The sequence below is a fragment of the Mannheimia sp. USDA-ARS-USMARC-1261 genome, from assembly GCF_000521605.1.
Classification (GTDB): Bacteria; Pseudomonadota; Gammaproteobacteria; order Enterobacterales; family Pasteurellaceae; genus Mannheimia; species Mannheimia indoligenes.
The window spans coordinates 1,424,163-1,445,801 of sequence record NZ_CP006942.1 but is presented as its reverse complement, the minus strand read 5'-3'; the positions used below and the strand labels follow the sequence as shown (position 1 = coordinate 1,445,801).

General features: G+C 39.4%; 16 protein-coding genes. 14 read left to right on the top strand and 2 right to left on the bottom strand.

The annotated features are described in order from the left end of the window. Positions 1-43: 43 nt before the first annotated feature. On the top strand, positions 44-1,357 hold the full coding sequence (potE, locus tag X781_RS06910) for a putrescine-ornithine antiporter (protein WP_025236158.1): 1,314 nt from the start codon (positions 44-46) through the stop codon (positions 1,355-1,357). A gap of 132 nt (positions 1,358-1,489) precedes the next feature. Here potE and X781_RS06905 read toward each other — a convergent pair whose 3' ends face one another. Next, the gene (locus tag X781_RS06905; RefSeq protein ID WP_025236157.1) at positions 1,490-2,008 is read right to left on the bottom strand and encodes a single-stranded DNA-binding protein; all 519 of its coding nucleotides are present in this window, start codon (positions 2,006-2,008) and stop codon (positions 1,490-1,492) included. Between the two features lie 162 nt (positions 2,009-2,170). On the opposite strand from X781_RS06905, the gene uvrA reads away from it, so the two are divergent. Next, entirely contained in the window at positions 2,171-4,999 is a 2,829-nt protein-coding gene (uvrA, locus tag X781_RS06900; RefSeq protein ID WP_025236156.1) for an excinuclease ABC subunit UvrA, read from the top strand. Positions 5,000-5,186: 187 nt separating this feature from the next. After that, on the top strand, positions 5,187-6,191 hold the full coding sequence (locus X781_RS06895; RefSeq protein WP_025236155.1) for a virulence RhuM family protein: 1,005 nt from the start codon (positions 5,187-5,189) through the stop codon (positions 6,189-6,191). A gap of 77 nt (positions 6,192-6,268) precedes the next feature. Here X781_RS06895 and dauA read toward each other — a convergent pair whose 3' ends face one another. Further along, positions 6,269-8,011, bottom strand: coding sequence for a C4-dicarboxylic acid transporter DauA (dauA, locus tag X781_RS06890; RefSeq protein WP_025236154.1), 1,743 nt, complete (start codon positions 8,009-8,011; stop codon positions 6,269-6,271). 236 nt (positions 8,012-8,247) lie between these two features. Here dauA and X781_RS06885 point away from each other — a divergent pair, with 236 nt between their 5' ends. The 11 genes from X781_RS06885 to aceE all read left to right on the top strand — a co-directional run bounded on the left by X781_RS06885 (position 8,248) and on the right by aceE (position 21,580). Beyond that, a complete protein-coding gene (locus X781_RS06885) occupies positions 8,248-9,180 on the top strand; it encodes an ABC transporter permease (protein WP_025236153.1) in 933 nt (310 codons plus the stop codon). A 1-nt stretch (position 9,181) separates the two neighbouring features. After that, entirely contained in the window at positions 9,182-9,979 is a 798-nt protein-coding gene (locus X781_RS06880) for an ABC transporter ATP-binding protein (protein ID WP_025236152.1), read from the top strand. Positions 9,980-10,049: 70 nt separating this feature from the next. Continuing rightward, positions 10,050-11,972, top strand: coding sequence for an ATP-dependent DNA helicase (locus tag X781_RS06875; RefSeq protein WP_025236151.1), 1,923 nt, complete (start codon positions 10,050-10,052; stop codon positions 11,970-11,972). Positions 11,973-12,049: 77 nt separating this feature from the next. Beyond that, the gene (locus tag X781_RS06870; protein ID WP_025236150.1) at positions 12,050-12,415 is read left to right on the top strand and encodes a CidA/LrgA family protein; all 366 of its coding nucleotides are present in this window, start codon (positions 12,050-12,052) and stop codon (positions 12,413-12,415) included. Beyond that, complete coding sequence (locus X781_RS06865) at positions 12,416-13,102, top strand: LrgB family protein (RefSeq protein ID WP_025236149.1); 687 nt, start codon at positions 12,416-12,418, stop codon at positions 13,100-13,102. A 93-nt stretch (positions 13,103-13,195) separates the two neighbouring features. Further along, positions 13,196-14,959 carry a lipid A ABC transporter ATP-binding protein/permease MsbA gene (gene msbA, locus X781_RS06860; protein WP_025236148.1) on the top strand — a complete coding sequence of 588 codons (1,764 nt, stop codon included), beginning with the start codon at positions 13,196-13,198 and terminating at the stop codon, positions 14,957-14,959. A gap of 97 nt (positions 14,960-15,056) precedes the next feature. Next, entirely contained in the window at positions 15,057-15,689 is a 633-nt protein-coding gene (lolB, locus tag X781_RS06855; protein ID WP_025236147.1) for a lipoprotein insertase outer membrane protein LolB, read from the top strand. Next, positions 15,686-16,540, top strand: a complete 855-nt coding sequence (gene ispE / locus X781_RS06850) for a 4-(cytidine 5'-diphospho)-2-C-methyl-D-erythritol kinase (protein WP_025236146.1) — start codon at positions 15,686-15,688, stop codon at positions 16,538-16,540. Before lolB ends, ispE begins: the two co-directional genes overlap by 4 nt. Before the next feature lie 15 nt (positions 16,541-16,555). Continuing rightward, positions 16,556-17,506 (top strand): ribose-phosphate pyrophosphokinase, encoded by a 951-nt coding sequence (locus X781_RS06845; RefSeq protein WP_025236145.1) that lies wholly within the window; start codon positions 16,556-16,558, stop codon positions 17,504-17,506. Between the two features lie 75 nt (positions 17,507-17,581). After that, positions 17,582-18,592 carry a quinone-dependent dihydroorotate dehydrogenase gene (gene pyrD / locus X781_RS06840; RefSeq protein WP_025236144.1) on the top strand — a complete coding sequence of 337 codons (1,011 nt, stop codon included), beginning with the start codon at positions 17,582-17,584 and terminating at the stop codon, positions 18,590-18,592. Positions 18,593-18,922: 330 nt separating this feature from the next. Then, a complete protein-coding gene (aceE, locus tag X781_RS06835) occupies positions 18,923-21,580 on the top strand; it encodes a pyruvate dehydrogenase (acetyl-transferring), homodimeric type (RefSeq protein WP_025236143.1) in 2,658 nt (885 codons plus the stop codon). Positions 21,581-21,639: the final 59 nt, after the last annotated feature.

Here is a 21,639-nt window from a genome sequence, read left to right as displayed (position 1 = left end):
TAAATCTATATTGCACTTTTTAGAAATGATGGAGAAACTACTTATGAGTACAAATACAAATAAAATAGGAGTTATTCAACTCACTATTATTACTATGGTAAATATGATGGGCTCAGGTATTATTATGCTACCGACCAAATTAGCTGAAATAGGGACAATTTCCATTGTTTCTTGGCTAGTTACTGCAGTAGGTTCAACCGCCTTAGCATATGCTTTTGCACAATGCGGTATGTTTAGTAAAAGATCAGGAGGAATGGGAGGCTATGCAGAATACTCCTTTGGTAAAGCAGGAAATTTCTTAGCCAACTATTCTTATGGTGTATCATTACTAATTGCTAACACGGCAATTGCCATTTCTGCTGTTGGGTATGGTTCAGAATTATTTGAAACTTCCCTATCTCCTATTTCTATTGCGACGTGGACAGGTATCACGCTATGGTTAGCTACTATCTTGAATTTTGGCGGTGCAAGAATTACTGGGAATATTAGCTCATTCACTATTTGGGGGGTTATTATTCCTGTTGTTGGACTTTGCATTATTGGTTGGAAATGGTTTAAGCCTGATCTTTATATCAGTTCTTGGAATCCTCATAATGTACCAACTTTTGAAGCTATTGGGGTATCTATCTCTATGACTTTATGGGCTTTTTTAGGTCTAGAATCTGCGTGTGCAAATACCGATGTTGTCGAAAATCCAGAGAAAAATGTGCCGATTGCTGTTTTAGGTGGAACATTAGGTGCTGCGGTTATTTATATTATTTCAACTAATGTGATTGCTGGTATTGTTCCTAATTTAGATTTAGCAAACTCTACAGCCCCATTTGGCTTAGCATTTGCTCATATGTTTAATGAGACAGCTGGTAAAGTAGTAATGGGGCTAATGGTAATGTCTTGTTTTGGTTCTTTATTAGGGTGGCAATTTACGATAGCACAAGTATTTAAAAGTTCTGCAGAAGAAGGATACTTCCCTTCAGTATTTAAAAAGGTTACAACTAAAGAAGCACCTATTATAGGTATGGTAATAATTACAGTAATTCAAAGTGGTTTAACCCTTATGACTATTAGCCCTTCTTTAAATAAGCAGTTTAATATTTTAGTAGATTTAGCTGTAGTAACAAATGTCATTCCATATTTATTATCAATGGCAGCATTAATGGTCTTACAAAAAGTAGAGAAAGTACCTGAAAATAAAGCAAGAATTACAACTTTTATTGCATTTATTGGTTCATTGTATAGTTTATATGCACTTTATGCGGCAGGAGAACAACCAATGCTATATGGCTCTATTGTTACCTTTATTGGATGGACATTATATGGTTTCATATCTTATAAATTCGATATGAAAACTAGTCACTAAGATACACTTTATAGTTAAATCAAGGACTGTTCTAATTTTATAGTTAGAACAGTCCCATCAATTGTTCCTTTTAAGGTGTAATACTTTTTAATAGTATTTGTATAGATTTATGAATTCAGATATATACGTATCTCAGAACGGAATATCATCATCAAAGTTATTCATTGCAGGCTCAGCTTGTGGAGCGGGTTTAGATTGCTGTGGTGCAGAGCTTGAAGTTTGGTTATAGCCATAATTGCTATTACCTTGATTATAGCTATTACCCGCAGGTGCTGAATTACCCCAACCGCCTTGCTGAGCACCCATATCGTTACCTTGACGATTGCCTAGCATTTGTAATACATCGCCTTGAATTTCTGTGGTGTAACGATCTTGCCCGTTTTGGTCTTGCCATTTACGAGTACGTAGGCGACCTTCCACATAAACTTGTGAACCTTTACGTAAGTATTGACCACAAACTTCCGCTTGACGACGATAGAACACAATACGATGCCATTCTGTTACTTCACGACGTTCACCGGTGTTTTTATCTGTCCAGCTTTCTGATGTTGCAACACTAATATTTGCAACTGCTTCGCCGTTTGGCATTGTACGCATTTCCGGGTCGTTACCTAAGTTACCTACGATAATTACTTTGTTGATACCAGCCATAAAATCCTCTTTCTCTGCTTTTATACAAAATTGTGGAGTATTCTACCCGAAAATTAGCTTATTGAACACAGAAAAACTGATATTTTGTACAGTTTTATTAAAATATGCGATAATGCTCGAAAATTTAGAAAATAGTGCTGGACATAATTGGATATAGGAAATATGCAACATATTGATATTCGTGGAGCAAGAACCCACAACTTAAAAAACATCAATTTAATCTTACCGAGAGATAAATTTATTGTCATCACAGGGCTTTCCGGCTCAGGTAAATCTTCTTTAGCCTTTGATACTCTTTACGCTGAAGGGCAACGTCGTTATGTAGAATCGCTTTCTGCCTATGCTCGCCAATTCCTTGCTTTAATGGAAAAGCCCGATGTGGATCATATTGAAGGGCTTTCACCAGCAATTTCGATTGAGCAGAAATCAACTTCTCATAACCCACGTTCTACGGTAGGAACGGTAACGGAAATTCACGACTATTTGCGTTTATTATTTGCCCGAGTAGGTGAACCTCGCTGCCCTGATCACGATGTGCCATTAGCCGCTCAAACCATTTCACAAATGGTGGATAGAGTAATGGAAGAGCCTGAAGGAAAACGTCTGATGCTGCTTGCCCCGGTGGTGAAAGATCGCAAAGGCGAACACGTAAAATTATTGGAAAATTTGACCGCTAGTGGTTACTTGAGAGCAAGAATTGACGGTGAAATTTGCGATTTATCTGATCCTCCGGCGTTAGAGCTTCAGAAAAAGCACACCATTGAAGTAGTAGTGGATCGTTTTAAAGTACGAGCCGATCTGGCAACCCGTTTAGCAGAATCTTTTGAAACGGCATTAGATTTATCAGGATCAACAGCCATTATTGCTGATATGGACGACCCAAATACGGAAGAAATTGTCTTTTCATCAAGTTTTGCTTGTCCACATTGTGGCTATTCATTGCAAGAGTTAGAACCTCGTTTATTTTCATTCAATAACCCGGCTGGAGCTTGTCCAAGTTGTGATGGTTTAGGTGTTGAGCAATTTTTTGATGAAAAGAAAGTAGTGCAAAATTATGATGTTTCATTAGCTGCCGGGGCAATTAAAGGTTGGGATCGCCGTAGTTTTTACTATTTCGGATTACTTAAAGCGGTTGCAGAACATTACGGGTTTGATTTAGAAACGCCATTTGGACAGTTATCGAAAAAACACCAAAATCTTATTTTAAACGGCACAAAAGAAGAGATTGAGTTTGTTTATGTCAATGACAGAGGCGATAAAGTCAAGCGTAAACACGCGTTTGAAGGCGTGTTAAATAATATGGCTCGCCGTTATAAAGAAACAGAATCTAACTCTGTGCGAGATGAATTAGCGAAATATATCAACACCCGCCCTTGTTTGGAGTGTGAAGGATCTCGTTTGCGTCGTGAAGCTCGTTATGTTTTCCTGGATAAAACTAACTTACCGATGGTTTCAGAAAAAAGCATTGGCGAAGCGTTAGCTTTCTTTGAGGAGATCAAACTCTCCGGGCAAAAAGAGAAAATTGCGGAAAAAATCTTAAAAGAAATTCGTGAGCGTTTACAGTTTTTGGTGAACGTGGGCTTAAATTATCTCTCACTTTCTCGCTCGGCTGAAACCCTTTCAGGGGGGGAGGCTCAGCGTATCCGCCTTGCCAGTCAAATCGGTGCAGGATTAGTGGGCGTGATGTATGTATTAGATGAGCCTTCTATCGGCTTACACCAACGAGATAACGAACGCTTGCTTAATACGCTTATCCATTTGCGTAACTTAGGCAACACCGTGATTGTGGTTGAGCACGATGAAGATGCAATTCGTGCGGCAGACCATATTGTTGATATCGGACCGGGTGCAGGGGTGCACGGCGGACAAGTTATTGCACAAGGCACAGCTGAAGAAATTATGCAAATTGATGAATCCATTACCGGGCAATTCCTTTCAGGTAAGCAGAAAATTGAAATTCCATCAAAAAGAGTACCCTATGATGGTTCAAAATTGCTCATATTATCAGGGGCAAGTGGTAATAATTTGAAGAAAGTGAAGTTAGAAATTCCAGTGGGTCTATTTACTTGTATCACGGGGGTATCTGGGTCAGGTAAATCGACGTTGATTAACGATACCTTATTCCCTCTGGCACAAAATGCGTTAAATCGTGCAGAAAATAGTGATGTTGCCCCTTATGAATCTATTGATGGTTTAGCTCATTTTGATAAAGTGATCGACATCGATCAAAGCCCGATTGGACGAACCCCTCGCTCAAATCCAGCTACTTACACCGGGCTTTTTACCCCAATTCGTGAATTATTTGCAGGTACGCAAGAGGCACGGGCAAGAGGTTATAATGTAGGGCGTTTTAGTTTCAATGTGCGTGGTGGTCGCTGTGAAGCCTGTCAAGGTGATGGTGTGATTAAGGTGGAAATGCATTTCTTACCCGATGTTTATGTGCCGTGCGATCACTGTAAAGGCAAACGCTACAACCGTGAAACGTTGGAAATTCGTTACAAAGGCAAAACCATTCACCAAGTATTGGATATGACAGTGGAAGAGGCAAGAGAGTTTTTCGCACCTGTGCCGATGATTGCCCGTAAGCTACAAACCTTGATGGACGTAGGTTTATCTTATATCCGACTCGGGCAATCCTCTACCACACTTTCAGGTGGTGAGGCTCAGCGAGTGAAGTTAGCTACCGAGCTTTCCAAACGAGACACTGGCAAAACGCTGTATATTTTAGACGAACCGACTACAGGCTTACATTTTGCCGATATTAAACAACTACTTGGCGTGTTACATCGTTTGCGTGATCAGGGCAATACCATTGTGGTAATCGAACATAATTTAGATGTGATTAAAACCGCAGACTGGATTGTTGATCTCGGTCCTGAAGGCGGCAGCGGCGGCGGTGAGATTATTGCTACAGGTACACCGGAACAAGTCGCTAAAGATAAACGCTCTCACACCGCAAGATTCTTGAAAGAGATCTTGGCAAAAGGCTAATTTAAATAAAGATTACAAGCGGTCATATTTTGAAAATTTTTTGCATTTGCAAAATATTGGAGAAATATGACCGCTTGTTATTGATATCATCTATAAATTTTGTGAACTGCGTCGAAAATTTTAACGTTTCTGTTAGACAAGAACATACTAAACAGTAGAATTTACGTAAGTTTTATGAGGAAAAATAATGACTAAACTTATCCGTAATAGTACCGCTGAGTTTTTGATTTTTACCAATCAAACTGGCGAGCAAAATATAGAAGTTCGATATGAAGATAATGAGATCTGGCTCACTCAAAAGCGTATAGCTGAATTATTCGAGGTCTCAGTACCAACTATTAATGAACATTTAAAGCATATTTTTGAGAGTGAAGAACTCAATGAACTTTCAGTTATTCGGAAATTCCGAATAACTGCCTCAGATGGTAAAAATTACAATACTAAGCATTACAATCTTGATGCAGTAATCTCTGTTGGTTATCGGGTTAATTCTATTCGTGCGACACAATTCCGCCAATGGGCAACTCAAATTTTGCGAGAGTTTTCGCAAAAAGGATATGTGTTAGATCGAGAGAGAATGGAAAATGGGACTTTTTTAGGAGAGGATTATTTTGAACGATTATTAGAAGAAATTCGAGAGATCCGCCTTTCTGAACGCCGTTTTTATCAGAAAATTACTGATATTTATGCAACATCGGTAGATTACAATAAAAATGCTTCCACAACAAAATCTTTTTTTGCAACGGTGCAAAACAAGTTGCACTATGCCATTCATCAGCATACAGCTGCCGAATTAATTATGGAACGAGCAGATAGTCTCAAACCTAATATGGGATTAACTACTTGGGCAAAATCGCCTGAGGGTAAAATTTTAAAAAGCGATGTTTCTATAGCCAAAAATTATTTGAATAATGATGAGTTAAAAGATTTAGGTTCGATTGTGAACGCATTTTTGGATTTGGCAGAGCGTAGAGCAAGGCGTCAAATTCCAATGACAATGGAAGATTGGGCAAAACGATTAGATATATTTTTAAACGCAGATGATTTACCTCTATTAGATGGTAAAGGAAAAATTAGTTTTGATGAGGCAAAGCTATATGCTGAAACAGAGTTTGAGAAATATCGCGTAATCCAAGATAAAACCTTTGAGAGCGATTTTGATAAACTTATCAAAGAAAAATTAAGTAAGTAGAAATCAAGCGGTCATATTTTGAAAATTTTTTGCATTTGCAAAATGTTGGAAAAATATGACCGCTTGTGTTTTACTATTTAACTTTGTGTTAATTCTGTTCTAACCTTCTCAAAAGCCGTTTCTAAATCACTGCTAAAATGAATCTGTTGAATTTCATTTACCGTTTTTTGTGATCGAACCAGCATTCTCATCGGTTGAAATTGCACATTACAGAGATGTAAATTTTGATGTGGCAACATATGTTGAACAAAACGAGTTAAAGCGTGAATGCCCCCGGTGTCAAGTACAGTTACCGCATCGCATTGTAAAATAATATGTTTGATTTCACGATCAGTGTGTACTGTTTTATCGTGTAAATCAGCGAAGAGATTATCTGCTGCGGCAAAAAAGAGTGGTCCACTAATGCGGTAAACTAGCACATCTTCTAAATCACTTGGGTGAGCTATCTCAAAAGATTTTGTCATTTCCGCAATGGTACGAATAAAGAGCAGACTTGCCAGTAATACGCCTACAGTGATCGCAATTACCATATCAAACAGTACGGTTAAGGTAATACAAGTGAGTAGTACCGCAATTTCATTTTTACCTGAACGGCGACTTAATTGAATGATTTGTGGTAGATCCGCCATATTCCAAGCCACAACAAGCAATAATGCTGCCATTGAGGAAAGGGGTAAATAAGAGAGGGCTTCAGCGAAAAAGAGCAAGGCAAAAAGCACGAGTAAGGCGTGAATTACGCTAGAGATAGGTGATACGGCACCAGAACGCACATTGGCTGCTGAGCGGGCAATTGCCGCAGTTGCTGTAATTCCTCCTAAAAATGGCGAGGCAATGTTACCTAACCCTTGTGCTAATAACTCATTGTTGGAATGGTGTTTGGTATCTGTCATATTATCGCAAACAACTGCACATAATAGCGACTCTATCGCTCCAAGCATAGCCATAGAAAAAGCAGCCGGAAGTAGAGCTTGAATAGTAGTTAAGTTCCAATTAATAAGATTACCTTCAGAGTTAGGAATATTCCAAGGTAAGATAAATTCCGGTAAAACGCTTGGAATACCATAGCCCATCGTACCGTCTGGTAGCGTATATTGGAATGCAGAGCCGATGGTAGCCACGTTTTGCCCGAGATGGATAAGCAGTAGCGACAGTAATGTGCCGATGAATACAGCAGGTAGATGTCCTGGAATAGGTAAGCGTAATTTATGCCAACGGGTTAAGATTAAAAGTGTAGCACAGCCAACTAAAGTATCAGCCCAATTGATAGTTGGAAGAGCTGAGAAAATGGTTTCGATTTTACCGAGATAATGCTCTGGCATTTTCTCAATCGTTAAGCCTAAGAAATCTTTAATTTGCAGTGTGGCGATCACAATACCGATCCCACAGGTAAAACCAAGCGTTACGGGCAATGGAATGTATTCAATTAAACGACCTAGTCGGAGTAACGCCATTAACACTAATATAATGCCTGAAAGCATTGTTGCCATCAATAATCCGCTCAATCCAAATTGTTGCGTTACGGGGTATAAAATCACGACAAAAGCAGCTGTTGGACCTGAAATATTAAAGCGAGAGCCACCTGTTAAAGCGATCACAATACCCGCTACAATTGCCGTATATAAACCGTGCTGGGGTGGTACGCCACTAGCAATGGCTAATGCCATAGAAAGCGGAATGGCAATAACACCAACAGTTAAGCCGGAGATAATATCTCGCACGAGATGTTTTTGAGTATAACCTGCTTTGAAAGCATCTTTTAACGCACTAAAAGGTTTGACCGCGAGAAAGGTATTTTTTGCTAAAAACCATTTATTTAACATAGTTCACCTAATACAACAAAATTTTCTGTATATTTTACACCTCTCTCATAAATGAATTTTGAGATAACTCAATAAAAGAGAGAATTCTGAGCGATAACAAGCGGTTCATTTTGATTGAAAATTTGCAAAAGCAAATAATTAGCTGCTTTTCTCTTAAAAATAGCGTAGAATGCCTCCAAAATCTGTACTACTATAGTAGTGCATTTCTCGAACAATTAATCATAATAACATTACAAATGGACGCTATTATTCATTTTTTAAGTTCCTTTTTAACGAATATCACTTGGATTGGTGCGTTAGAACTTGGTTTAATTTATGCCCTTGTCGCACTAGGTGTATTAATTTCCTACAAAATTCTTGATTTCCCTGATTTAACCGCAGACGGCAGTTTCCCTTTAGGTGGGGCAGTGTGTGTGATTAGCATTTTAAATCAAGTTGATCCTTGGTTGGCAACACTGTATGGCACTTTAGCAGGGGCAATTGCTGGTATGATTACGGCAAGTTTACATATCGGTTTTAAAATTGAGAAATTGCTTGCCAGTATCTTGATGATGATCGCCCTCTATTCCATTAATTTACGCATTATGGGAATGCCGAACATTGCAATTCTTGGCGAAACAACAATTTATGATGTAATGCCAATCGACAGCGATCTACAATTAGCTTTAGTTCGCCTTGTAATGGCATTGCTGGTAGTCGTGATTGTGAAATGTTTGTTTGACCTTTTCTTCGCGACCCAAATCGGTTTAGCGGTGCGAGCCACCGGTACAAATAATCGTATGGCAAAAGCACAGGGCATTGCGGTAAACAAAATGACGATTTTAGGAATGGCGATTTCCAATGCTTTAATTGCATTGGGGGGAGCGTTATATGTGCAGAGCAACGGTGGGGTGGATATTTCTATCGGTGTCGGCACTATTGTTATCGGTTTGGCTGCGGTGATTATCGGCGAGGCAATTTTCTCGGTCAAACGGATTATCTGGCTTACTTTTGCCGTTATTATCGGTTCGGTGCTTTACCGTTTCTTTATCGCTCTTGCGTTAAATAATGATACTTTAAACGGCATTGGTTTTGGTCCGCAAGATCTTAACTTAATTACAGCGTTATTGGTTGTGATTGTGTTGGCAGTGCCGAGAATTAAGCAGATATTGGCAGGTAAGAGAGGTTAAAATGATCGAATTAAATAACTTATTCATTACCTTCAATAAAGGCACTGCAATTGAAAATCCTGTATTACGAGGATTATCACTTAAAGTAGAGCAAGGCGAATTTGTGTCTGTGATTGGCAGTAACGGAGCAGGCAAATCTACAATGCTTAATGCGATTAGTGGTGATTGTTTCGTTGATAGTGGTGAAATTATTATTCAAGGCAATAAAGTCAATAACGCCACAACGTGGCAGAGAGCAAATCAAGTTGCTCGAGTATTCCAAGATCCAATGGCTGGCACTTGTGAAAGTTTGACGATTGAGGAAAATATGGCGTTAGCGTATCAGCGTGGTGGCAGACGAGGCTTGGGCTTTGCGATTAAACGCCAAATGAGAGAGCTATTCAGAGACAAACTTTCGCTGCTTGGTTTAGGTTTGGAAAATCGTCTCACCGACCAAATGGGGCGATTATCGGGTGGACAACGCCAAGCTGTTAGCCTTTTAATGGCATCGCTTCAGCCTTCTAATATTTTATTACTCGATGAACACACCGCAGCTCTTGACCCTAAAACCACTGATTTTGTGATGGAGCTAACGAATAAAATTGTTCGAGAGCAAAAATTAACTACGCTAATGGTAACGCACTCAATGCGACAAGCCTTAGATTATGGCGATAGAACTGTAATGCTTCATCAAGGGCAAGTGGCTTTTGATGTTTCGGGCGAACAACGTAAACAAATGGACGTGCCGGATTTATTACGACTGTTCCAACAAAATCGCCACGAACAACTTAGCGATGATGGGCTACTGTTAGGAAATTAAATAAATTACTATTCTACAAGCGGTTGTTTTTGTAAAATATTTTGCAAATTCAACCGCTTACTTATTTTCAATGACAAAATACGACGATAAAATTCTCCACGCTTTTAGCGATGATGGCTTACTTAGCCAAAATATCAACGGCTTTCGCCCTCGCAAAGCCCAGCTTGAAATGGCACAAGCGGTCGGAAAAGCGGTAAAATTTGCAACACCTGTGGTAGTGGAAGCAGGAACAGGAACGGGTAAAACCTTTGCTTATTTAGTGCCTGCACTGCTTTCAGGTAAGAAAACCATTGTTTCTACAGGCTCAAAAAATCTACAAGATCAACTATTTAACCGAGATCTTCCCACCATTCAAAAAGCCCTTAAATATAAAGGCAAAGTTGCCTTACTTAAAGGCAGAGCAAACTATCTCTGCTTAGAACGCTTAGAGCAAGTTACCGCAATGGGGGTATTAGGCGATAAGTCGGTGTTGGCGGATTTGAAAAAAGTCAGTAAATGGCAAAATTCCACCAAAACAGGGGATTTGAGCGAATGTATTACCATTGCGGAAGATAGCCCGATTTTACCGCAGTTAGTGAGTACAACAGAGAGTTGTTTAGGCTCAGATTGCCCGAATTTTAAAGATTGCTATGTGGTGCAGGCTCGCCGTAAAGCGATGGATGCAGATGTGGTTGTGGTCAATCATCACCTGTTTTGTGCTGATATGGCGGTAAAAGAAACCGGGTTTGGGGAGCTGATCCCTGAAGCAGAATTGGTGATCTTCGACGAAGCCCACCAACTGCCGGACATTGCCAGTCAATACTTCGGGCAATCTCTCTCTTCTCGCCAATTATTTGATATTTGTAAAGATACCAACATTGTTTACCGTACGGAATTAAAAGATGTGGCACAGTTGGGGAAAGCTTCCGATCATCTGATGAAAGTTGTGCAAGATTTCCGTTTATTAATGGGCGGAGAAGGGCAGATTAGAGGCAATTTGCGAGATCTGTTTCGGGATAAAAAAGTGGTTGATGGATTGGTAAAAGTTGCCGAAAACATTGAATTTTTAAGTGAGGTTGTGAAGAAATCACTAGGGCGTTCTGAAACCTTAGACAAAATTTTTGAACGATTGGCGGAAGTGAAAGTTCGTCTTAAAAAATTGATGGATACAACAGTAACAGGCTACTGCTATTGGTATGAAGCAAATGGGCGTTCTTTTGGTTTGCATATCACGCCACTGACGGTGGCGGATAAGTTTGGCGAGCAATTGAAAAATCAGCAAATTGGTTGGGTGTTTACCTCTGCAACCCTTGAAGTAGGGGGGACATTTGCCCATTTCTGCCAACGATTAGGCATTGAAAATGCGGAACAGTTGGTATTACAAAGTCCTTTTGATTACCAAAATCAGTCCTTACTTTGTGTACCTCGTTATTTACCTGATACCAATAAATCTCATACCTTAAGTGCATTAGGGCAGTTATTAAAACCCGTGATTGAAGCGAACAAAGGGCGTTGCTTTTTGCTTTGTACTTCCTATTATATGATGCGAGGTTTGGCGGATTTTTTAAGAGAACATAGTTCGCTTAATGTGCTGCTACAAGGGGAAACCGGCAAAAGTCGTTTATTGGAACAATTTGTGAAAGAAGAAAATTCAGTGCTGGTGGCGACCCAAAGTTTCTGGGAGGGCATTGACGTGAGAGGTGATGATCTTTCCCTTGTGATTATTGATAAATTGCCGTTTACTTCACCTGATGAACCTTTACTCAAAGCCCGAATGGAAGATTGTAAATTACAAGGGGGCGATCCTTTCAATGATATTCAAATTCCGGAAGCAGTGATTACACTCAAACAAGGCGTTGGGCGTTTAATTCGAGATGTTACAGACAGAGGGGTGGTAATCATCTGCGATTCTCGTCTGGTAATGCGTAATTATGGGCAAACGTTTTTGAAAAGTTTACCGCCCTCAAAAAGAACAAGAGATTTGGAGTCGGTTATTCAATTTTTAAAAGTGTAATATAATATGCAAGCGGTCGAATTCTTACAAAGTTTTGCAAATTATGGATAAAAAAGTACCGCTTGTTTGGAGGTTATATGTTATCAAAAGTGTTTAAGATTTTAGCATCGTTAGCATTGCTATTTGTAATGCTATATTTAGGCAAGCTCATTGCCTTTCTTTTCCCCATAGGCATTCCGGACAGTATTTTAGGTATGCTAATTTTATTTGGTTGTTTGGTAATAGGGATTGTTAAGGTAGAATGGGTTATGCCAAGTGCTAGACCGCTAACTCGCTATATGACTTTATTTTTCTTGCCGATTTGTGCTGAATTAATTGAACATTTGGATCTGTTTAGTGAAAATTTTAACACTTTTGTCTTATCTACCGCGTTAAGTTCTTTAGTTTCTATTGTGATTATCGGATTATTTGCTCAATGGCTATTTCATCGAGGTAGAAACTAAATGATTTATCTCTATTCTATTTTGACATTGGTGATTTTTATCGTTGGGATAAAAATCAGTCAAAAACTTGCTATCAATCTGCTTAATCCATTCTTGATTGCTCTGACATTAATTATTGGCGTTATTGTCATTTTTAATATTCCTTATCACGACTATTACAAAGGCAATGCACCTTTAAATAATTTACTGGGTGTTTCAGTAGTTGCACTTGCTTGCCCGTTTTATGAACAGTTACCTCAGATCCGTAAAAAATGGCGGCAAATTATGGTTGTTTTACTATTTAGTACGCTTGTTACGATGCTGACCGGTGTTGGATTTGCTCTTCTGTTTGGTGCGAGTCAAGATATTTTGGCTGCGGTGTTACCTAAATCAGTTTCAATGCCAATGGCGATCATCATCACTAATGAAATTGATGGTAATGTGGGTATTGCGGCGGTTGGGGTGATGATCGCAGGCTTAGTGGGTTCTATTTTAGGTTTTATGTTGTTACGTTTTATCAAAGTACGAAATATTATGGCAATAGGATTAAGTATGGGGGCAGCCTCACACGCATTAGGCACAGGTCGGTGCTTAGAACATAGTATGAAAGCAGGGAGTTATAGTTCTATCGCATTAGTTGCTTGTGGGGTACTATCTTCTATTTTAGCCCCTCTAGTATTTAAAATGGCGGTAATGTTTTTCTACTAAGATAGATTATATATTAGGCAGAATAGCGTTTAATTTGGTTAGTCTCTGAAATCAATGTACAATAGCCCGATTTTTCAATAAAAAGAAAGAATTATGCAAGAACAAGTTAATTTAGAAAAAGATCTTTCCACGTTTAAAACCTTTAAACGTTTATGGCCGACAATTAGCCCTTTTAGAGCAGGCTTGATCGCGGGTGCTATTGCTTTAGTGCTCAATGCCTTAGTAGACTCGGGGTTAATTTATTTGCTTAAACCACTTTTAGATGAAGGTTTTGGCCAGGCAAATCACGGTTTTCTTAAATTAATGGCAATCCTTGTTGTGGTATTTATTTTAGTTCGGGGAATTACCAATTATATTGCCAGTTACTGTTTAGCGTGGGTTTCGGGTAAAGTGGTAATGAACTTACGCCGTCAAATTTTCCAACATTTAATGTATATGCCCGTTAGTTATTTTGATAATAACCCGACCGGGCGTTTGCTTTCACGTGTAACGTACGATACCGAAATGGTGGCAAGTTCAGCTTCTCATTCGCTAGTTACCATTGTGCGTGAAGGGGCGTATTTGATCTCTCTATTTGTAGTGATGATCTATACCAGTTGGCAACTCTCAATTGTGCTATTTATTATGGCTCCGATTATTGGTGTGCTGATTGGATTCGTTTCAAAATATTTTCGTAAATTAAGCCGTAACATTCAAAACTCAATGGGCGAGCTGACAATCACCACCGAACAAATGTTAAAAGGGCATAAAGAGGTACTTTCCTTTGGCGGACATAAAGTAGAAAAAGATCGTTTTGAGCGTGTAAGTAATGATATGCGTCGCAAAGGAATGAAAGTGGTTTCTGCTGATGGTATTTCTGATGGTGTGGTACAGCTTATAGCTTCTTTTGCATTATCTGCCGTACTTTATGTAGCAACTTTTCCTGAAGTGATGAGCGAAAATCTTACCGCAGGTTCATTTACGGTTGTGTTTTCGTCTATGATGGCAATGCTACGCCCATTAAAATCATTAACTAATGTAAACTCGCAATTCCAACGTGGTATGGCTGCTTGCCAAACATTATTTGAGTTTTTAGATTTAAAAACCGAGAAAGATAACGGTTCTGTTCGAGTAGAAAAAGCAGAAGGTAATGTTGAATTTAAAGATGTCAGTTTTACTTATGTGGGTAAAGATGAAAAAGCATTAAACAACATTTCGTTTGAGATTCCTAAAGGCAAAACTGTGGCATTGGTGGGGCGTTCCGGTTCGGGTAAATCAACCATAGCCAATTTGCTCACCCGTTTTTATGATATTGATGACGGTGAAATTTTGTTAGACGGCATTAATATTCAAGATTACACCTTAAAGAACCTGCGTGAACAATGCTCTGTAGTTTCACAGCAAGTTCACTTATTTAACGATACGATTGCCAATAACATTGCTTATGCGGCAACCGATAAATATAGCCGAGAAGAAATCATTGCTGCGGCAAAAGCCGCTCACGCAATGGAATTTATTGAAAAACTTGATAATGGTTTAGATACCATAATTGGTGAAAACGGAGCAAGCCTATCGGGTGGGCAACGCCAACGTTTAGCGATCGCCCGTGCCTTACTCAGAAATTCGCCTGTACTTGTACTTGATGAGGCTACGTCTGCTCTTGATACTGAATCTGAAAGAGCCATTCAGTCGGCACTAGAAGTATTGCAAAAAGATCGTACCGTGCTTGTCATTGCTCATCGCTTATCAACCATTGAAAAAGCCGATGAAATTTTGGTGGTCGATCACGGAAATATTATTGAACGAGGAAGTCATACAGAACTTCTCGCTCAAGGTGGGGCTTATAAACAACTTCATAGCCTACAATTTGGGGCATAACAAGCGGTTGATTTTGACTGAAAGTTTGCAAAATCATTCCAAACATTATGATTTATAGGGGCGAAATATTTCCGCCCTATAGCATATAGAGAATACTATGAAAAAACTGACAACACTTTTATCCTTTACTACCTTGCTGGTTTTAACAGGCTGTAACTCAGTATTAAATGCACCTACCGAGGTGCAAAAACCAACGGTGGAAATTCCACATAACGATCCGCAATGGCAGCAACATTTAGCTCAATTAGCCAAAATTCAGGGCTATAAAGCGACAGGTCAATTTGGCTATATTTCACCGGAAGAGCGTTTTTCTTCTCATTTTAACTGGCAATATAATACGCCAACACATTTTGGTTTAGAGCTTTCTTCTAACCTTTCGACGAAATCCCTCAAATTAGAGCGTAATAAGAGAGGCTTAACGGTTTCAGATAGCGAAGGTAATAGCCGTTCAGATCGTGATATTGATGCCCTAATGCAAGAGATTATCGGAGTGTCGTTCCCAATCGACCAATTTGCCTATTGGGTAAAAGGTCAGCCTGAAAAAGAAGGGAATTATATTGTGAATGAAAAACGTCAGCTTTCACAATTTAGTTATCCGCTGAATGGCACGATTTGGAAAGCAAGTTATGTGGAATATCACGAAGATCGTGTGCCAAATTTGCCGAAATTAATTGTGCTTGAAAACGGTACGCAGACGTTGAAAATCCGTATTGAAAGATGGGCTTATTGATGGAAAAAGTGATTTTACCTAGTCCGGCGAAATTGAACCTGTTTTTGTATATTACCAATAAACGGGCAGATGGCTATCACGAGTTGCAAACGCTATTTCAATTTTTAGACTTTGGCGATGAAATTGAGATTGAAATCACCAATAACCCTGAAATTGAGCTAATAAATCAAGTTGAAGGTGTAGCGGTTGGAGATAACTTAATTTACCGAGCTGCAAAACTTTTGCAAAAAACGACCGCTTGCAACAAAGGGGCGAAAATTGGCATTACTAAAAATTTGCCGATGGGCGGCGGTGTGGGTGGCGGTTCATCAAATGCCGCTACAGTGTTGGTGGGCTTAAATCATTTATGGCAAACAGGGCTTTCACTTGAGCAGTTGGCGAAATTAGGGCTAAGTTTAGGGGCTGATGTGCCGATCTTCGTCAGAGGTATTGCCGCTTTTGCCGAAGGGGTTGGAGAAGTTTTAACGCCTTGTGAGCCGGAAGAAAAATGGTATGTGGTATTAAAGCCTGAAGTTTCCATTTCAACGGCAGTGGTTTTTAACGATCCAAACTTACCTAGAAATACGCCAAAACGCACTTTATCAGAATTATTATCTTCAAAATGGGCAAACGATTGCGAAAAAGTTGTGCGAGAAAGGTATTCTGCGGTTGAAGATCTTATGCAAGAATTGTTACAATATGCACCGTTTAGGCTGACAGGCACTGGTGCTTGTATTTTCGCCGAATTTGATACAAAAGCAGAAGCCGAGCAGGTTTTTGCACATAAGCCGGAAGAGACATTTGGCTTTGTGGCGAGAGGACAAAATATTTCGCCATTACATCAAAAATTACTCCAAACTAACCACCAATAACCAAAGGATCACTCAATGACAGATATTAAACTGTTTGCGGGCAACGCAACGCCGGAACTCGCTAATCGTATTGCAAAACATCTTTATACCTCGTTAGGTAATGCAACTGTTGGTCGTTTTAGCGATGGTGAAATTCAAGTGCAAATCAATGAAAATGTGCGTGGAGGCGATATTTTCATTGTGCAATCAACTTGTGCACCAACCAATGATAATCTTATGGAATTGATTGTGATGGTGGACGCTTTACGTCGTGCTTCTGCCGGTCGTATTACAGCAGTTATCCCATACTTTGGCTATGCTCGCCAAGATAGACGTGTGCGTTCAGCTCGTGTACCTATTACAGCAAAAGTGGTAGCAGACTTCTTATCAAGCGTGGGTGTTGATAGAGTATTAACTTGTGATTTACACGCAGAGCAAATTCAAGGATTCTTCGATGTGCCGGTGGATAACGTATTTGGCTCACCGGTGTTAATCGAAGATATTTTGAAGAAAACCGATTTAGTGAACCCGATTGTGGTTTCTCCGGATATCGGTGGAGTAGTGCGTGCAAGAGCGGTAGCTAAATTGCTTAATGATACGGATATGGCAATTATTGATAAACGTCGCCCGAAAGCGAATGTATCTCAAGTAATGCACATTATTGGTGATGTGGCTGAGCGTGATTGTATCTTAGTTGATGATATGATCGATACTGGTGGCACATTAGCTAAAGCAGCTGAAGCATTAAAAGAGCGTGGTGCTCGTCGTGTATTTGCTTATGCAACGCACGCGGTGTTCTCAGGTTCTGCTGCTCAAAACTTAGCAAACCCGGCATTAGATGAAATTGTGGTAACAGATACAATTCCGTTAAGCAATGAAATCAAAGCTCTTAACAAAGTACGAGTTTTAACTTTATCAGGAATGCTTGCCGAAGCAATCCGCCGTATCAGCAATGAAGAGTCTATCTCTGCAATGTTTGATGCTTAATGATTTTATTACCCGAATGCCCAATCCTATGATTGGGCTTTTTTATAACTGTTTATAATTAGGGAAAATATCTGTATGTATTCTCTTATACGTCAATTTTTATTTTTGCTTGATGCTGAAAATGCACATCAATTTTCCATTCAAGCATTAGGATTAGTAGGAAAGCTACCTTTTTCGCCGTTCTCCATCCCCTCTAACCCAATAATAGTAATGGGACTACATTTTAAAAATCCGATTGGTTTAGCGGCAGGAGCAGATAAAAATGGTGAAGCCATTGATGGCTTTGGTAAATTAGGGTTTGGCTTTATTGAAGTGGGGACGGTTACGCCTGTTGCACAAGACGGAAACCCTAAACCAAGGCAATTTCGAGTTTTAGAAGCTGAAGGCATTATTAACCGTAACGGCTTTAATAACAAAGGTGTAGATGCTTTAATTGAAAATGTGAAAAAAGCAAAATATGACGGCATTCTAGGAATTAATATCGGTAAAAATTCGATCACGCCGATTGAGCGTAGCTTAGATGATTATTTGATTTGCTTACGCAAAGTGTATGAATATGCGGATTATGTAACGGTTAATATCTCATCGCCAAACACTAAAAATTTGCGTAGTTTGCAATATGGCGAAGCCTTAGATGATTTACTGTATAACCTTAAGCAAGAACAAGTATTACTTTCGCAAAAAATTGGTAAATATCGACCACTTGTATTAAAAATTGCCCCTGATTTAACCGATGAAGAAATTGCGTCTGTTGCAGATAGTCTGGTTCGACATCAAATTGATGGCGTAATTGCAGGCAATACCACGCTTTCTCGTGAAAGTGTGGTTGGTCTAACGCACTCTGAGCAGCAAGGTGGATTAAGTGGTAAGCCACTGCATCAATTAAGTACTAAATTGATTGCAAGATTATCTACAGAATTAAACGGGCGTGTACCTATCATTGGAAGCGGAGGCATTCATTCACTAGAAAGTGGGCAGGAGAAAATTGATGCCGGTGCGAGTTTACTTCAAGTTTACTCTGCGATGATTTATCAAGGTCCATCACTTATTCAAGAGGTTGCTAAGGTTCGCTTAAAGCAAAAATAGAATGTGATGTTACTTTATTTTCATAAATGGAGAAGAAAGCCTTCCCCTTGAAAATTAGACAAAACCAGCGATTTTTGCTATCTTGCACTACAAATTTATCTACAAAATTTAAACAAATTTTATAATTTTCTGTAAAAAACGTTTAAAATCAAATAGATAATTAGTTTACTTGTGGTTTTTAGTCTTAAGTTTCAGCTAAGAAGAAATTCAAAGTAGCGATTTAAGATGAATTTTTTCGATCAAAATTGGTCTAAAAACCATCAAACAAGCAAAATTTGTTAAAATTTTGTTATTTATACTTCAATCATTAATTTAATAAGGAAGAATACTATGTCAGAGAACTTGAGAAATGACGTAGATCCAATCGAAACTCAAGATTGGTTAGCATCACTCGATTCATTAATTCGTGAAGAAGGTCTAGAGCGTGCTCAATTTATTGTTGAACAAGTTATTAGCCAAGCTCGTGCTGGCGGTGTTTCATTGCCAACAGGTACAACGACAGATTATGTAAACACGATTCCTGTTTCTGAGCAACCAGCTTATCCGGGTGATCATAAAATCGAGCGTCGTATTCGTTCTGCGGTACGTTGGAACGCGATTGCAACAGTACTTCGTAGCCAGAAAAAAGATCTTGACTTAGGTGGACACATCTCAACATTCCAATCAGCGGCTACAATGTATGAAGTTTGTTTCAACCACTTTTTCAAAGCCCCGACTGAGAAAAATGGCGGTGATTTAATCTTCTTCCAAGGACACGCTGCTCCTGGTATGTATGCTCGTGCGTTCTTAGAAGGTCGCATTACTGAAGAACAAATGGATAACTTCCGTCAAGAAGCTTTTGTTGACGGCTTATCTTCTTACCCTCATCCTAAATTAATGCCTGAATTCTGGCAATTCTCAACCGTATCAATGGGTTTAGGTCCTGTTAATGCTATCTACCAAGCACGTTTCTTAAAATATTTAGAACATCGTGGCTTAAAAGATACCGCAGATCAAAAAGTATATGCGTTCTTAGGTGATGGCGAAATGGATGAAATCGAATCTAAAGGTGCATTATCTTTCGCAGGTCGTGAAAAATTAAATAACTTAATCTTCACCGTTAGCTGTAACTTACAACGTTTAGATGGTCCGGTAAACGGTAACGGTAAAATCGTTCAAGAATTAGAGGGCGTATTTACTGGTGCCGGCTGGGAAGTGATTAAAGTATTATGGGGTAGTGAGTGGGATAAATTATTCGCAAAAGATACTTCAGGTAAACTAAGCCAATTAATGATGGAAGTGTTAGATGGTGATTATTTAACATTTAAATCAAAAAGCGGTGCCTATATACGTGAGCATTTCTTTGGTCGTTACCCGGAAACTGCGGCATTAGTTGCAGATATGACAGATGATGAAATCTGGGCATTACGTCGTGGTGCACACGATTCTGAAAAACTTTACGCAGCGTATGCGAAAGCACAAAAATCAGACAAGCCGGTTGTGATCTTAGCTCAACAAGTAAAAGGCTACCGTATTCCTGAAGCAGAAAGTAAAAATACTGCTCACCAATCTAAGAAAATGTCATTAGAGAGCTTAAAAGGCTTCCGTGATTACTTTGAATTGCCATTAACTGATGAGCAAGTTGAAAACTTAGACTACATCAAATTTGCTGAGGGTTCAGAAGAATACAACTACTTACACGGTAAACGTAAAGATTTAAACGGTTATGTACCGGTGCGTAAACCGAAATTCACTGTTGAATTCAAAGTGCCTAAATTATCGGAATTCCAAGCATTATTAGATGAGCAACCGCGTGGTATTTCAACTACGATGGCATTCTCTCGAGTGTTAAATACCCTATTAAAAGATAAAAATATCGGTCAGCAAATCGTACCAATTATTGCGGACGAAGCTCGTACTTTCGGTATGGAAGGTTTATTCCGTCAAATCGGTATTTACAATCCATTTGGTCAAAACTATGTGCCATCAGACCGTGATTTAGTAGCTTACTACCGTGAAGCAAAAGATGGTCAAGTATTACAAGAAGGTATCAACGAATTAGGTGCAACCGCATCTTGGGTAGCTGCAGCGACTTCTTACTCGGTAAGCAACTTGCCGATGATCCCATTCTTCATCTATTACTCAATGTTTGGCTTCCAACGTGTGGGTGATATGATGTGGTTAGCAGGTGACCAATTAGCTCGTGGTTTTATGATCGGTGGTACATCAGGTCGTACAACCTTAAATGGTGAAGGTTTACAGCACGAAGATGGTCATAGCCATATCCAAGCAGGTGTAATTCCGAACTGTGTAACTTATGACCCGGCATTTGCATTTGAAGTGGCGGTAATCGTTCAAGATGGTATCCGCCGTATGTATGGTGAAGCTCAAGAAGATGTTTTCTACTACATCACAACATTAAACGAAATTACAGACCAACCGGCAATGCCAGCAGGTGCAGAAGAAGGTATCCGTAAAGGTTTATATAAATTTGAAACGGTTGAAGGCAAAGGTAAAGGTCGTGTTCAATTATTAAGCTCAGGTGCAATTATGCGTCATGTTCGCTTAGCGGCTCAAATTCTTGCAAATGACTATGGTGTAACCGCAGATGTATTCTCAGCTCCATCATTCAATGAGTTAGGTCGTGATGGTGCGGATGCTGCACGTTGGAATCTATTACATCCAACAGAGGAACAACGTGTTCCTTATGTAGCACAAGTGTTAGCTGATTTACCAACAGTTGCAGCAACTGACTATATGAAACTATACGCTGAACAAATTCGTGCGTATGTACCAAGCAAACACTATCACGTGTTAGGTACAGATGGTTTTGGTCGTTCAGACAGCCGTGCAAACTTACGTGAACACTTTGAAGTTGATGAGCGTTATGTAGTAGTTGCAGCACTTGCTCAATTAGCGAAAGAAGGCACAGTGGAAACTAAAGTTGTTGCTGATGCTATTGCTAAATTTGGCTTAAATGTGGATCGTATTAACCCATTATATGCGTAATACAAGCGGTAAAATTTAACGAAAATTTTGCAAAATGGGGTGGGGAAACCCACCCTAAA